At 50.4% G+C, this 12,802-nt stretch carries 13 protein-coding genes and 1 pseudogene; all 14 read left to right on the top strand.

All coding sequences use genetic code 11. The features are described from left to right. The first annotated feature begins 6 nt into the window (after nt 1-6). Nucleotides 7-363, top strand: coding sequence for a PadR family transcriptional regulator (locus tag GKG34_RS02245; RefSeq protein WP_009323515.1), 357 nt, complete (start codon nt 7-9; stop codon nt 361-363). Continuing rightward, nucleotides 363-821: a DUF1700 domain-containing protein gene (locus GKG34_RS02240; RefSeq protein ID WP_154255507.1), complete on the top strand. Its 459-nt coding sequence runs from the start codon at nt 363-365 to the stop codon at nt 819-821. Before GKG34_RS02245 ends, GKG34_RS02240 begins: the two co-directional genes overlap by 1 nt. Nucleotides 822-823: 2 nt before the next feature. Next, nucleotides 824-1,264, top strand: coding sequence for a DUF6591 domain-containing protein (locus GKG34_RS02235; protein ID WP_009323513.1), 441 nt, complete (start codon nt 824-826; stop codon nt 1,262-1,264). A gap of 340 nt (nt 1,265-1,604) precedes the next feature. Beyond that, entirely contained in the window at nt 1,605-1,967 is a 363-nt protein-coding gene (locus tag GKG34_RS02225) for a DUF3847 domain-containing protein (protein WP_154255506.1), read from the top strand. Continuing rightward, on the top strand, nt 1,924-3,420 hold the full coding sequence (mobQ, locus tag GKG34_RS02220) for a MobQ family relaxase (RefSeq protein WP_154255505.1): 1,497 nt from the start codon (nt 1,924-1,926) through the stop codon (nt 3,418-3,420). The genes GKG34_RS02225 and mobQ overlap by 44 nt, the downstream gene beginning before the upstream one ends. Continuing rightward, nucleotides 3,417-5,291 (top strand): AAA family ATPase, encoded by a 1,875-nt coding sequence (locus GKG34_RS02215; protein WP_154255504.1) that lies wholly within the window; start codon nt 3,417-3,419, stop codon nt 5,289-5,291. The genes mobQ and GKG34_RS02215 overlap by 4 nt, the downstream gene beginning before the upstream one ends. 142 nt (nt 5,292-5,433) lie before the next feature. After that, entirely contained in the window at nt 5,434-5,604 is a 171-nt protein-coding gene (locus GKG34_RS02210; RefSeq protein ID WP_009323508.1) for a transposon-encoded TnpW family protein, read from the top strand. A gap of 41 nt (nt 5,605-5,645) precedes the next feature. Further along, nucleotides 5,646-6,461: pseudogene (locus tag GKG34_RS02205) on the top strand (TraM recognition domain-containing protein); the annotation flags it as partial. Nucleotides 6,462-6,679: 218 nt separating this feature from the next. Then, a complete protein-coding gene (locus GKG34_RS02200; protein WP_003525154.1) occupies nt 6,680-6,898 on the top strand; it encodes a Maff2 family mobile element protein in 219 nt (72 codons plus the stop codon). A gap of 69 nt (nt 6,899-6,967) precedes the next feature. Next, complete coding sequence (locus GKG34_RS02195) at nt 6,968-7,837, top strand: VirB6/TrbL-like conjugal transfer protein, CD1112 family (protein WP_002576236.1); 870 nt, start codon at nt 6,968-6,970, stop codon at nt 7,835-7,837. A 20-nt stretch (nt 7,838-7,857) separates the two neighbouring features. Further along, nucleotides 7,858-8,313 carry a PrgI family protein gene (locus GKG34_RS02190; RefSeq protein ID WP_005335865.1) on the top strand — a complete coding sequence of 152 codons (456 nt, stop codon included), beginning with the start codon at nt 7,858-7,860 and terminating at the stop codon, nt 8,311-8,313. Then, nucleotides 8,270-10,672 (top strand): VirB4-like conjugal transfer ATPase, CD1110 family, encoded by a 2,403-nt coding sequence (locus GKG34_RS02185; RefSeq protein WP_161233786.1) that lies wholly within the window; start codon nt 8,270-8,272, stop codon nt 10,670-10,672. Before GKG34_RS02190 ends, GKG34_RS02185 begins: the two co-directional genes overlap by 44 nt. After that, complete coding sequence (locus tag GKG34_RS02180; RefSeq protein WP_032554564.1) at nt 10,669-11,052, top strand: DUF3851 domain-containing protein; 384 nt, start codon at nt 10,669-10,671, stop codon at nt 11,050-11,052. Before GKG34_RS02185 ends, GKG34_RS02180 begins: the two co-directional genes overlap by 4 nt. Beyond that, nucleotides 11,045-12,781, top strand: a complete 1,737-nt coding sequence (locus GKG34_RS02175; protein WP_154244520.1) for a CHAP domain-containing protein — start codon at nt 11,045-11,047, stop codon at nt 12,779-12,781. Before GKG34_RS02180 ends, GKG34_RS02175 begins: the two co-directional genes overlap by 8 nt. Nucleotides 12,782-12,802 lie beyond the last annotated feature (21 nt).

Genomic DNA, 12,802 nt, shown 5'->3' with positions numbered 1-12,802 from the left:
GAGAGTATGGACAACCGATATGTACAGCAATTCAAAAAAGGCTCTCTGGAAATGATCCTCCTATGCTTGATTGGACGAAAAGAAACATACGGCTATGAAATCATTACAGAGCTGAACAACAGCGCATCCGTTCTGGGCTATGCAAAAGAAGGAACGATTTATCCTATTTTGTATCGTTTACAGGAAGCCGAGTTAATCCAATGTCGATTGGCTCCGGCTGCCGCAAACGGCGGCTCAAAAAAATACTATTCTCTTACCCACAAGGGCAAAGAAGTATTAGAGGAACTTATTGAGTTTTGGGCGAACTACGAAAGTTGTGTAAATGGTTTTATCGCTACTTATCAGCAAGCGGAGGTGTCATAATGAAAGAGCAATACATTAAGCAAGTGGAAAAAGAGCTTTGTTTACCACGCAAAGAGAAAAAAGAAGTTGTGCGTGATTTGAACGAGGTTTTTGCTTCTGCTTTAGAGCATGGCGAAACAGAACAACAAGTAATTGAGCGTTTAGGCACTCCAAAGGAGTTTGCAGAAAATACCGCAGAACAATTAGGGATTGATAGCACTGCACCGCAGAAACGGAAAGGGATTATTTCGAGTATTGTTGCCCTTGTTACTGCTATTACAGCGTTTGTGATTTGCGCTACTGCTAAAGTTGGGAAAGTACCGGATGGAGCAATCGGACAAGCAGACGCACAGACGAATATTCAAGTTGAGGGTGCATTGAGCTTTGATTTAACGCAGATAGTTTTCCTTATCGGAATTGTTGCGGCTGTAATCGCAGTAATTCAGATCGTCAAGACTATTCGCAAAAACAGGAGGTAACAATGAAAAAATTTATTTCAGTAATTGCTATTATGCTAATGCTGGCTTTGACGGCTTGTTCCAATAAAGAGACACCGCCAACAACGGACAATTCGGGCAACACACAATCGGATAGTGTTACAATGCTTGAAGAAGGTGTATGGCCCGAAAATGAATACACAGAGGGTCTACCAGTCCCTCCCGGTACAGTTAGTTGGGTAATACTTGATACCGAACGCGAACATTGTGCTGTCAATATTCTTGATATTAGTGATACTGAGTATAATGAATATATGGAACTTTTGAAACAAGCGGGCTTCTCTGTTATTGAAGAAGTATCAGAAGAAATCAAGGGACAGGATTATGTTTCTATCGGTACGATTTTAACTAACGAAGAAAAAGGCTTGAGTATCAGCTATATACCGGATAATTTCAGCATTTACATTTCTTTTGAGAAAGAGTAAGGGAGAACGCAAAAATCCCTTTAGGAACTAAAGGGCGCACTTCTATACTCTCCTGTCGGGAGTATCGTGCGTCCTGCGGAGCTTCATTCTCGTCAGCAGAAGAAAACTGCATGACCGAGAATGTTGCGTCACTTCGTTCCGTCAAGGTGGCTACACCCCCTTGCGCCGCTAAAGCGGCTATCCCCTGTGGACTTGCCGTCCGCAAACGGTTTTGACAAACCGTTCGCCGCCAGCAAGTTTGAAAAACTGAATACCGAAAATCAGACCGTTGACTGGTCGCAATGTGCGAAAAGTTGACGGTCTTTTTTTATACCCATTTTCAAAAAGGAGGTCACACGAAATGTCAAAAAATCTTGAAAAGCTGAATGAGGAAATCCGTCAAGCCGAGACGCAGCTTGCACAGGAGAAGCACAAGGTACAGCGTCTTGAGAACAGGATTAAGCATCTGGAAAAGGGCGAGCGCAAGAAGCGCACCCACCGCCTTTGCAATCTGGGCGGCACGATTGAGAGCGTAGCCCCGGAGGTCAAGGAGCTTACCCGGACAGAGATTATCGAGCTGATGGAACACATCTTTTCTCTGCCCGAAGTCCAGAGAGCCGTCCACCACATGGCGATTACCCATATCAGCAAAATCAACCGGGAAAAGGAGATGAAAGCCGATGGCACTATTCCACTTTACAGTAGACCAAACGAAACGCAGTGAGGGGCAGTCAGCGATTGCTTCTGCCGCCTACCGTTCCGGCGAAAAGCTGTACAGCGAGTATTACGGCGAGTACAGCGACTACACCCGAAAGGGCGGCGTGATCTGCTCTGAAATTCTCCTGCCGCCCCATGCGCCGCCGGAATACGCAGACCGCCAGACCCTATGGAACGCCGTGGAGAAAGCCGAGCGTGGCAAGAACGCCCAGCTTGCATACAGCTTTGAGATTTCCTTGCAGAATGAGTTTTCCCTTGAGGAAAATATCGCTCTGGCAAGGAAATTTTTGTTGGAGCATTTTGTGAGCCGTGGCATGACCGTTGATGTGTCCTTTCACGAAAAGGAGCATGGGGACGGCGGCACGCCCAACCCCCATTTCCATTTCCTCTGTCCTATCCGACCCATCGAGCAGGACGGCAAATGGGGACTAAAGCAACGCCGAGTGTACGAGCTGGACGAGGACGGCAACCGCATAAGGGACGCAGACGGAAACTTTGTTTTCAACGCAGTCCCCACCACCGACTGGGGCAGACCCGAAACGCTGGAATACTGGCGTCAGACATGGGCTGAAATGTGCAACGCCAAGTTTGCCGAGAAAGGGCTTGATGTCCGTATCGACCACCGAAGCTATGAGCGTCAGGGCGTGGATTTACTTCCCACCATTCACGAGGGCGCAACCGTCCGGGCTATGGAGAAGAAAGGCATACGCACCGAAAAGGGCGAGTTCAACCGCTGGATTAGAGCCACCAACGCCCTTATCCGTGAGGTCAGAAACAAAATCAATGCCCTTGTCGGCTGGATAGCGGAGATGAAAGCCGAGCTTGCCAAGCCGCAGGCTCCCGACCTTGTTTCTCTGCTGAACGCCTACTACACCCAGCGCAAAGCCGGGGCTTATTCGCAGAAAGGAAAAATCAGCAACCTCAAGGAGATGAACGAGACTTTCAATTATCTCCGTGAGAACGGCATTTACACCCTTGCGGATCTGGAAAGTCGTGTGGAGAGCCACAGCACAACCGTCAACAGCCTAAAAGAAACGCTGGACACCCAGACCGCACGAATGAAAGCCATACGCCAGCTCCAAGACTACCGGGATACCTTCCACCGCTTGAAGCCGGTCTTTGACGGCTTGCAGAAAATCAAATTTGAGAAGCCCAGAGCGAAATACAAGGCAGAGCATGAAGCCGAGCTGAAACAGTTTTACACCGCAAGGCGCAAGCTGACCGAGGAGTTCCCGGACGGCAAGGTGGATATGGGAAAGCTATCCAAAGAGTATGACACGCTGGAACAGGAGCATGAGACCACCTATGCCGAGTTTAAGACCGTCAGAGAGGATTTACAGCGGCTTTGGAAAGTAAAGTCAAACATTGATACTGCCGTCCGATTTAATCAGCGTACAGCGGAACAAAAGCTCCAAAATCAACCCCAAATACGACACAAAAAGGAGGATATGACACGATGAATTACACGCAGGCACAGATTGACCGGGCAAATGCCGTCAGTCTGGAAGATTTTCTCCGTTCACAGGGAGAGACACTTATCAAAAGCGGACGAGAATACCGCTGGAAAGAACACGACAGCTTGACCGTCAGAGGAAACAAGTGGTTTCGCCACAGCCAGAGCAAGGGCGGCTATCCCATTGATTTTGTCATGGAGTTTTACGGCAAGTCCTTTCCCGAAGCTGTTCAGATGTTGACAGGCGAATGCGGCGAAGGACAGCCCGAAGCCGTCCCCGCCGCACCGCCTTTGGAGTTCCACTTGCCCTTGCACAGCAGGACAGCCGACAGAGCAATTCAATATCTTTGTGAAAGCCGAGGGCTCAACAAAACGCTTGTTGAGGCTTTTCTTCTTTCCGGGGATATTTACGAGGACGAGAAAAGGCACAATGTTGTGTTTGTCGGCAGAGACAGAAGCGGCACACCGAGATACGCCCATGTGCGAGGAACGGCAGATACTTTCAGACAGGACATTGCCGGGTCTGACAAGTCCTATCCGTTCCGCTATGAGGGCAACGGCAGTCAGCTCTTTGTCTTTGAAGCACCCATAGACCTTTTGTCCTTTATCTGCCTTTATCCGCAGGACTGGCAGACAAGAAGCTACCTTGCCCTGGGCGGCGTTTCTGGCAAAGCCCTTGAGCGTTTCCTTTCTGAACGACAGGACACCAAGAAAGTGTTCCTCTGCCTTGACAGCGACACCGCAGGAGCAGAAGCCGCTACAAGGCTTGTGCAGACCATTCCAGAGCCGATAACGGTCATTCGCCTTGTCCCGGCAAGGAAGGACTGGAACGATGTTCTCTTGCAGAAAAAGGACATTCCAGACCGCAGATTTATAGCCGAGACAATCACGCTGCGAGAGCTGCCAACAGCCCAGCCCGTCCCTATGCTCCGTATGGCTGATGTGGAGCTGACGAGCGTGGATTGGCTATGGTTTCCGTATATCCCATTCGGAAAGCTGACTATCATTCAAGGCAACCCCGGTGAGGGCAAGACCTACTTTGCCATGCGCCTTGCGGCGGCTTGCACCAACCGAAAGCCCCTGCCCAATATGCAGACCCTTGAGCCGTTCAATATTATTTACCAGACCGCCGAGGACGGTCTGGGCGATACGGTCAAGCCCCGACTGATGGAAGCCGAAGCCGACCTTGAGCGAGTGCTTGTCATTGATGACAGGGACACGCCGCTGACCCTTGCCGATGAACGCATAGCAAGGGCAATCCGTGAGAACAACGCAAGGCTGGTTATCATTGACCCGGTGCAGGCGTTTCTGGGCGCAGATGTGGATATGAACAGGGCAAACGAGGTACGCCCGATATTCCGCAGTCTGGGGGACATTGCACAGGCTACCGGGTGCGCTATTGTGCTGATAGGACACCTCAACAAAGCCGCAGGAACGCAAAGCACCTACCGAGGATTAGGGTCTATCGACATTACGGCGGCAGTCCGCAGTCTGCTCTTTATCGGCAAGCTGAAGGACAGCCCCACAACGAGGGTGCTTATCCATGAGAAAAGCTCCCTTGCGCCGCCCGGACAGTCCCTTGCCTTTTCTCTGGGAGACGAGAAAGGCTTTGAATGGATAGGCGCATACGACATTACCGCCGATGAGCTTCTTGCCGGGACGGACACCACCAAGACCGAGAGTAAGACGGCACAGGCTGAAATGCTGATACTTGAGCTTCTTGCAGACGGAAAGCGTATGCCGAGCGCAGAGCTTGAGAAAGCGGTCAATGACCGTGGCATTTCCTCACGCACCATGAGGACGGCAAAGAGCCGTATCGGGGACAGGCTTATGACCGAGAAAGACGGCGCAACATGGGTCTGCTATCTCCGCAACTGACAACAGGAAGAAGGCAAACATGGCAAAGGCGGCAAAGGTTTTATAGATACCTTAAAGTTGCCGCCTTGCCTTCTTCCCTCATACCGACACCGCCCGATGATGAAAAGTCACCGGGCTATTTTCATTTACAGGAGGATTTTGAATGAATAATACCGCAACCAACCGCACCGCCAACAACAGCCCTTGCCCGACTGTCAGAAAGCAGATCGGTAAGACCACCTATATTGTCCGTGTCCATTTCAGCGAGACCGCCAAAGAGACGATGGAGGACAAAATCAAGCGTCTGCTCCGTGATGAAGTCCGCAAAATGTGACTTCTTTGTAAACTTGATTAAAAAGTCCTTGACAATTTGTTTCTGGCAAAACCGCTAAGTCGATTTTGATTTCCTGCGGTGCGCGTCTTGCCGTATTTGATATTGCGGAGCTGCGCGAGGTTACATCCTACGATGAGTTGGAACTGGATACGCTGGGAGACAGAAAAACGGCTCTGTTCCTCATTATGAGTGATACGGATGACAGTTTTAACTTTCTCATTTCCATGTGCTACACCCAGTTATTCAACCTGCTTTGTGAAAAGGCCGACGATGTGTATGGCGGCAGGCTTCCGGTTCATGTGCGCTGTCTGATTGATGAGTGTGCCAACATCGGGCAGATTCCGAAGCTGGAAAAGCTGGTGGCCACCATCCGAAGCCGTGAAATCTCTGCCTGTCTGGTGTTGCAGGCACAGAGCCAGCTCAAGGCAATTTACAAAGATAATGCCGATACCATCATCGGCAATATGGATACTTCCATCTTCCTGGGTGGCAAAGAGCCAACAACGCTGAAAGAGCTGGCGGCTGTTCTGGGAAAGGAGACCATAGACACTTACAACACCGGAGAGAGCCGGGGACGGGAGACCTCCCACTCGCTTAACTATCAGAAATTGGGAAAAGAGCTGATGAGCCAGGACGAGCTGGCAGTTATGGATGGCGGCAAGTGCATCTTGCAGTTGCGCGGTGTGCGTCCGTTTCTTTCAGACAAGTATGACATTACCAGACACCCTAATTTCAAATACACAGCTGATGCAGACAAGCGAAATACCTTTGATATTGAAGCATTTTTGTCTGCCAGACTAAAACTCAAGCCTGATGAGGTCTGCGATGTATATGAAGTAGACACGGAGGGCGTGTAATACGGTTCCGCTGAGAAAGGAGTGATCGTATCTATTTGCCGCAACTGCCTCTGTTGAGGCCATTGGCGTACAAAGCGGACAATCGCAAGAAAAATAATGAAAAAGGAGGACAGCCGGAATCATGCCCCCGGAAACCGGGTGGCAGATTGTTCCGGCTTTTGTATGCCTATGAAACATGACAAACCTATTTTTTAATCAGATTCCGGCTAACAAACTATATGGCATTTTTTGAACAGGCAATTACCGTTCTTCAGACTCTCGTTATCGCTCTGGGCGCTGGTCTTGGTATCTGGGGTGTCATCAACCTGTTGGAAGGTTACGGCAACGACAACCCTGGCGCCAAATCTCAGGGCATGAAGCAGCTTATGGCCGGTGCTGGTGTAGCCGTTGTTGGCATGGTCCTTGTACCTCTGCTCTCCGGGCTGTTCTCTGTCTAAGCGTTTCTGCATGAAATCCTTGCCGCTCCCGCAGCTTTGCGGGGGCGGCGGAAAGGAGGTTGACACCGTATGGATTTCTTACTTGAAGCCCTGACAAATTGGCTGAAAGAAATGCTGGTGGGCGGTATTATGAGCAACCTTTCGGGGATGTTTGACAGTGTAAATCAGCAGGTCGCGGATATATCCGTACAGGTAGGACAGACCCCACAGGGATGGAATGGCAGTATTTTCAATATGATTGAGAATCTGTCAAACTCCATCATGGTGCCGATTGCAGGTGTGATCCTGGCTATCGTGATGACCGTAGACCTGATCCAGATGATTGCAGACAAGAACAACCTGCATGATGTGGATACCTGGATGATTTTCAAGTGGGTGTTCAAATCAGCTGCCGCCATTCTCATTGTCACAAACACATGGAATATCGTGATGGGCGTCTTTGATATGGCGCAGAGCGTGGTGGCGCAGGCGGCAGGGATTATCAATTCGGATGCGTCCATTGACATTTCCTCAGTTATGACCGATCTGGAACCGAGGCTGATGGAAATGGATTTGGGACCGCTGTTCGGACTGTGGTTCCAATCCCTCTTTATTGGCATTACCATGTGGGCGTTGTATATCTGTATCTTTATCGTTATTTATGGCCGTATGATCGAGATCTACCTTGTAACTTCGGTGGCTCCCGTTCCAATGGCTGCAATGATGGGCAAAGAATGGGGCGGTATGGGACAGAATTACCTCCGATCCCTGCTGGCACTGGGCTTTCAGGCATTTCTCATTATCGTCTGCGTGGCAATTTATGCTGTGCTGGTGCAGAACATCGCTCTGGAAGATGACATCATCATGGCAATCTGGAGCTGCGTGGGCTACACCGTACTGCTATGTTTTACGCTGTTCAAAACCGGCAGTCTCGCCAAATCAGTCTTTCAGGCGCACTAAAACGGAAGGAGGTTTCCACATTGGCTTATGTACCCGTACCCAAGGACTTAACAAAAGTCAAAACAAAGGTCATGTTCAATCTGACCAAGCGGCAGCTTATCTGCTTCACGGGCGGAGCGCTTATTGGCGTACCGCTTTTCTTTTTGCTCAGAAAACCTACCGGAAACAGTGTAGCGGCTATGTGTATGATGCTGGTTATGCTGCCCTTCTTTATGCTGGCTATGTACGAAAAGCATGGACAGCCCCTGGAAAAGATCGTGGGCAACATTCTCAAAGTAGCTGTGATCCGTCCAAAACAGCGACCTTACCAGACCAACAACTTTTATGCCGTATTAAAGCGGCAGGAAATGCTCGATAAGGAGGTGTATGACATTGTTCACCGCAATAAAAAAATGGCTGCATCGGATGTTCGGAAAAACCGAGGAAAAAACTGTGCAGCCGGTAAAGACAAAGAAAAAACTGTCCCGCGCCGATAAGAAGCAGATCGAAGCGGCCATTGCCCGCGCTAACCGCACGGACAAAAAAGGAAAATCTGCGCAGGACAGTATCCCTTATGAACGGATATGGCCGGACGGAATCTGCCGCGTATCGGACAGCCACTACACAAAGACCATCCAGTTTCAGGACATCAACTATCAGCTCTCCCAAAACGAAGATAAGACGGCAATCTTTGAGGGGTGGTGTGATTTCCTCAATTATTTTGACAGTTCGATTCATTTTCAGCTGTCTTTTTTGAACCTTGCGGCATCGGAGGAGACCTTTGCTAACTCCATTTCCATCCCGCCCCAGAGGGACGCCTTTGACAGTATCCGCGAGGAATACACCACAATGCTGCAAAATCAGCTGGCCAGAGGTAACAACGGTCTCATCAAGACCAAATACCTGACCTTTGGTATCGACGCGGACAGCATCAAAGCCGCCAAGCCCCGTCTGGAGCGTATTGAGACCGATATACTTAATAACTTCAAGCGTCTTGGTGTAGCTGCCAGAACGCTGGACGGTAAAGAAAGGCTTTTTCAGCTTCATGCGGTATTCCACATGGATGAACAACTCCCGTTTCAGTTTGAATGGGACTGGCTGGCTCCTTCCGGTCTGTCCACAAAGGATTTTATTGCACCAAGCTCCTTTGAGTTCCGCACCGGCAAGCAGTTCCGTATGGGCAAGAAATACGGGACTGTTTCTTTTTTGCAGATTCTCGCACCGGAGCTGAATGACCGTCTGTTGGCTGATTTTCTGGATATGGAAAGCTCGCTCATTGTGAGTATGCACATTCAGTCGGTGGATCAGGTGAAAGCCATCAAAACGGTAAAGCGGAAGATTACCGACCTGGACCGCAGCAAGATCGAGGAACAGAAAAAAGCAGTCCGTGCCGGATACGACATGGACATCATTCCATCTGACCTTGCTACCTACGGCAGTGAAGCGAAAAAACTCTTGCAGGATTTGCAGAGCCGCAACGAGAGAATGTTCCTTTTGACCTTTCTGGTGCTGAACACAGCGGACAATCCCCGTCAGCTTGGCAACAACATCTTTCAGGCAGGCTCTATTGCTCAGAAGTATAACTGTCAGCTGACCAGGCTGGACTTCCAGCAGGAAGAAGGGCTGATGAGCTGTCTGCCTCTGGGTCTCAATCAGATTGAGATCCAGCGAGGACTGACCACCAGTTCCACAGCTATCTTTGTGCCCTTTACTACGCAGGAACTGTTCCAGAACGGGAAAGAAGCTCTGTACTACGGCATCAATGCTCTGTCCAACAACCTCATCATGGTGGACAGAAAGCTGCTGAAAAACCCCAACGGCCTGATTCTGGGTACGCCGGGTTCCGGTAAGTCCTTCAGCGCAAAACGAGAAATTGCCAACTGCTTTTTGCTTACCAGTGATGATGTCATTATCTGTGACCCGGAAGCGGAGTACGCACCTCTTGTTGAGCGTCTGCATGGGCAGGTCATCAAGATCTCACCTACTTCAACCAACTATATCAATCCGATGGATCTGAATCTGGACTATTCGGATGATGAAAGCCCGCTGTCACTCAAGTCTGACTTTATCCTCAGCTTGTGTGAGCTGATCGTGGGCGGTAAGGAGGGCTTGCAGCCGGTGCAGAAAACCATTATTGACCGTTGTGTACGGTTGGTTTACAACAAATATCTCAATGACCCAAAGCCGGAGAATATGCCGATTTTGGAGGACCTTTATAACTTGCTGCGGGAGCAGGAAGAAAAAGAAGCTCAGTACATTGCAACGGCATTGGAAATCTATGTAACGGGTTCGTTGAATGTGTTCAATCATCAGAGCAATGTGGACATTGATAACCGGATTGTCTGCTATGACATCAAGGAACTGGGCAAGCAGCTTAAAAAAATCGGAATGCTGGTAGTTCAGGATCAGGTGTGGAACCGTGTCACCATCAACCGTGCCGCTCACAAGTCTACCCGCTACTACATCGACGAGATGCACCTGCTTTTGAAGGAGGAGCAGACCGCCGCCTATACGGTGGAAATCTGGAAGCGATTCAGAAAATGGGGCGGTATTCCGACAGGTATCACCCAGAATGTCAAAGACCTTTTGAGCAGCCGTGAGGTGGAGAACATCTTTGAAAACTCGGACTTCGTGTATATGCTCAACCAGGCAGGCGGAGACCGTCAGATCCTCGCCAAGCAGCTGGGTATTTCCACACACCAATTATCTTATGTGACCCACTCCGGTGAGGGCGAGGGCCTGCTGTTCTATGGCTCTACAATCCTGCCTTTCGTGGATCACTTCCCGAAGAATACCGAGCTTTACCGCATTATGACCACCAAACCCCAGGAACTGAAAAAGAAGGAGGATGAATGATGATGAACCCCAACATTTTGAATAAAAATCCGCTGATGTTTTTTGACAGGGCGGTAAATGCCCAGCGCAGCCAGCTGCTTACAGTCATGGCCGATGCGGTAAGTGAGTGCCGCACGGCGGCAGATCAGGCAGCCGAACTGAATGAGACCGGTCAGGTGGGGCTGCTCCGTCTGGCAGAGGTCTGGAGCGCCATCCGTGCCAAGGAAGGTATGGGTGGTCTGGTTCTGGAAGGAACCGAAGCGAAGATCCTGTCCGATGTGGTGGCACAGTTTTATGCCTACCTGTCCGGCTGTATGTTCAACGATCCGGTGGGAATGGCCATTTATGCAGAGCTGCACTACATGATGTCCTCCCTCATGCTGGGGGAATGGTTTGAATAAGGAACCGCGTCTGCGCTTTACTGATGAGGAACGGTCTGACCCTGCACTGGAAAAGCCGATCCGTAAAGCGGAGAAAGCTGCGGCCAGAGCAGATAAGGCGCAGGCCAATATCCCAAAGAAAAAGGTCAGGCAGACGGTCATTGACCCGGATACCGGAAAAAAGACCTCGAAGCTGACCTTTGAGGACAAGAAAAAGCCACCCTCCAAAGTTTCTCAAGGAGTCAGGGAAGCTCCCGTCCATCTGGTTGCGGGCAAGCTCCACAAAGAGATCCGGGAAACAGAGCAGGACAATGTGGGCGTGGAAAGCGCCCACAAGTCCGAGGAGGCGGTGGAGACCGGCGCTTATCTGGTGCGGGAGGGCTATCGCAGCCACAAGCTGAAGCCGTACCGCAAAGCAGCACAGGCAGAGCGCCAACTGGAAAAGGCAAATGTAAATGTTCTGTACCAGAAATCTTTGCAGGAAAATCCCCAGTTTGCCAGCAATCCGTTTTCCCGCTGGCAGCAAAAGCAGGCCATTAAAAAGCAGTATGCCGCCGCCAAACACGCCGGTCAGACTGCCGGAAATACCGCCCAGGCTGCATCCAAAACCGGAAAAGCCGCAAGGACGGTAAAAGAAAAGGCACAGCAGGCAGGGGCGTTCGTCATGCGCCACAAGAAGGGTTTCCTGATGGCAGGGGTTTTGTTCCTCATTACCTGTATGCTGATGAATACCATGTCCTCCTGCTCCATGATGGCGCAGAGCATCGGTTCCGTTCTCTCCGGCACTACTTATCCGTCGGATGACCCGGAAATGCTGGCAGTGGAGGCAGATTATGCAGCCAGAGAAGTCCAGTTGCAGGAGGAAATCGACAACATTGAAAGCAGCCACCCAGGGTATGACGAGTATCGCTATGACCTTGGTATGATCGGCCATGACCCTCATGAGCTGGCAGCATTTCTGTCTGCCGTCTTGCAAGGTTACACCCAGCAGAGTGCTCAGGCAGAGCTGGCGCGTGTGTTTGCAGCACAGTATCAGCTGACGCTTACTGAGGAAGTGGAGATCCGCTACCGCACGGAGACCTCCACCGACCCGGAGACCGGCGAGACCACCTCAGAAGAAGTCCCCTATGAGTATTACATTTTGAATGTGAAACTCACCAGCAAGCCCATTTCCGCTGTGGCGTCGGAGTTACTGACCCCGGAGCAGATGGAAATGTATCAGGTTTACCGGCAGACCATGGGCAATAAGCCGCTGTTGTTTGGCGGTGGTTCCCCTGACATGAGCAATTCCGAGGACTTGACCGGTGTACAGTTTGTAAATGGAACCCGTCCCGGAAATCCGCAGTTGGTGGAGCTGGCCAAGCGTCAGGTCGGCAATGTGGGCGGCTATCCTTATTGGAGCTGGTATGGCTTTGACAGCCGCGTGGAGTGGTGCGCCTGCTTTGTATCCTGGTGTTATAACCAGGCTGGAAAAAGTGAGCCGCGCTTTGCAGGCTGTGAGTGGCAGGGCGTTCCGTGGTTCCAGTCTCATGGACAATGGGGTGCAAGAGGCTATAACAATCTGGCTCCCGGAGATGCAATTTTCTTTGATTGGGATTTAGATGGGACAGCAGACCATGTGGGTATCGTGATCGGTACGGATGGCAGCCGTGTTTATACGGTGGAGGGAAATTCCGGCGATGCCTGCAAGATCAAAAGTTATGACCTGAATTATCAAAGTATTAAGGGCTACGGCCTGATGAACTGGTAACAGACTTTGTGGAAAGGAGTG

The sequence above is a fragment of the Faecalibacterium sp. BIOML-A4 genome (assembly GCF_009679665.1).
In the GTDB taxonomy this organism is placed as follows: Bacteria; Bacillota; Clostridia; order Oscillospirales; family Ruminococcaceae; genus Faecalibacterium; species Faecalibacterium taiwanense.
This window is presented reverse-complemented; position numbering and strand designations above follow the sequence as displayed.